Genomic DNA, 1149 nt, shown 5'->3' on the forward strand with positions numbered 1-1149 from the left:
GTGTGGCTGGACCAGATCAGCGCGATCGAGGGCAACGACAGCCCGACCACCGGATCGATGGGCCTGCGCGAGCACCTGGACGAGGCGGTGGCCCAGGCCGCGGGCGAGCCGATGGTCTTCCAGGTGGTGATCTACAACCTGCCCGGGAGGGACTGCGCGGCGCTGGCCTCCAACGGCGAGCTGGGCCCGGACGAGATCGACCGGTACAAGGAGGAGTACATCGACCCGATCGCGGAGATCCTGGCCGACCCGGCCTACGCGGACCTGCGGATCGTGACGACGGTGGAGATCGACTCGCTGCCCAACCTGGTCACGAACGTGTCCCCGCGCGAGACGGCCACGCCCGAGTGCGACGAGATGCTGGCCAACGGCAACTACGTGGAGGGCGTGGGCTACGCCCTGGCGCAGCTGGGCGCGATCGACAACGTCTACAACTACGTGGACGCGGGCCACCACGGGTGGATCGGCTGGGCCGACAACTTCTCGGCCTCGGCGGCGCTGTTCTACGAGGCCGCCAACACCGCCGGCGCCACCCCCGAGGACGTGCACGGGTTCATCGCGAACACGGCCAACTACTCGGCGCTGGTCGAGGACAACTTCTCCATCGACCAGACCGTGGCCGGTACGCCGGTGCGCCAGTCGCAGTGGGTGGACTGGAACCAGTTCACCGACGAGCTGTCCTTCTCCCAGGCGCTGCGCGAGGAGCTGGTCTCGCAGGGGTTCGCCTCCGACATCGGGATGCTGATCGACACCTCCCGCAACGGCTGGGGCGGACCGGACCGCCCCACGGGCCCCGGCCCCCAGACCAGCGTGGACGCCTACGTGGACGGGGGCCGCTACGACCGGCGGATCCAGTCGGGCAACTGGTGCAACCAGTCGGGCGCGGGGCTGGGCGAGCGCCCGCAGGCCTCCCCCGAGCCGGGCATCGACGCCTACGTGTGGATGAAGCCCCCGGGCGAGTCCGACGGCTCCAGCGAGTTCATCCCCAACCCCGAGGGCAAGGGCTTCGACCGCATGTGCGACCCGACCTATGAGGGCAACCCCCGCAACGGGTACAACATGAGCGGCGCGCTGGCCGACGCCCCGATCTCGGGCCACTGGTTCTCGGCCCAGTTCCAGGAGCTGCTGGACAACGCCTACCCGCCGCTG

General features: G+C 69.9%; 1 protein-coding gene. It reads left to right on the forward strand.

What is annotated here, in order from left to right; all coding sequences use genetic code 11:
* Positions 1-1149, forward strand: a 1149-nt coding sequence (locus tag ACFQBR_RS33560) for a glycoside hydrolase family 6 protein (protein WP_378554983.1), incomplete at both ends; no start/stop codon positions are given.

It is taken from the genome of Nocardiopsis tropica, assembly GCF_042660575.1.
Lineage (GTDB): Bacteria > Actinomycetota > Actinomycetes > Streptosporangiales > Streptosporangiaceae > Nocardiopsis > Nocardiopsis tropica.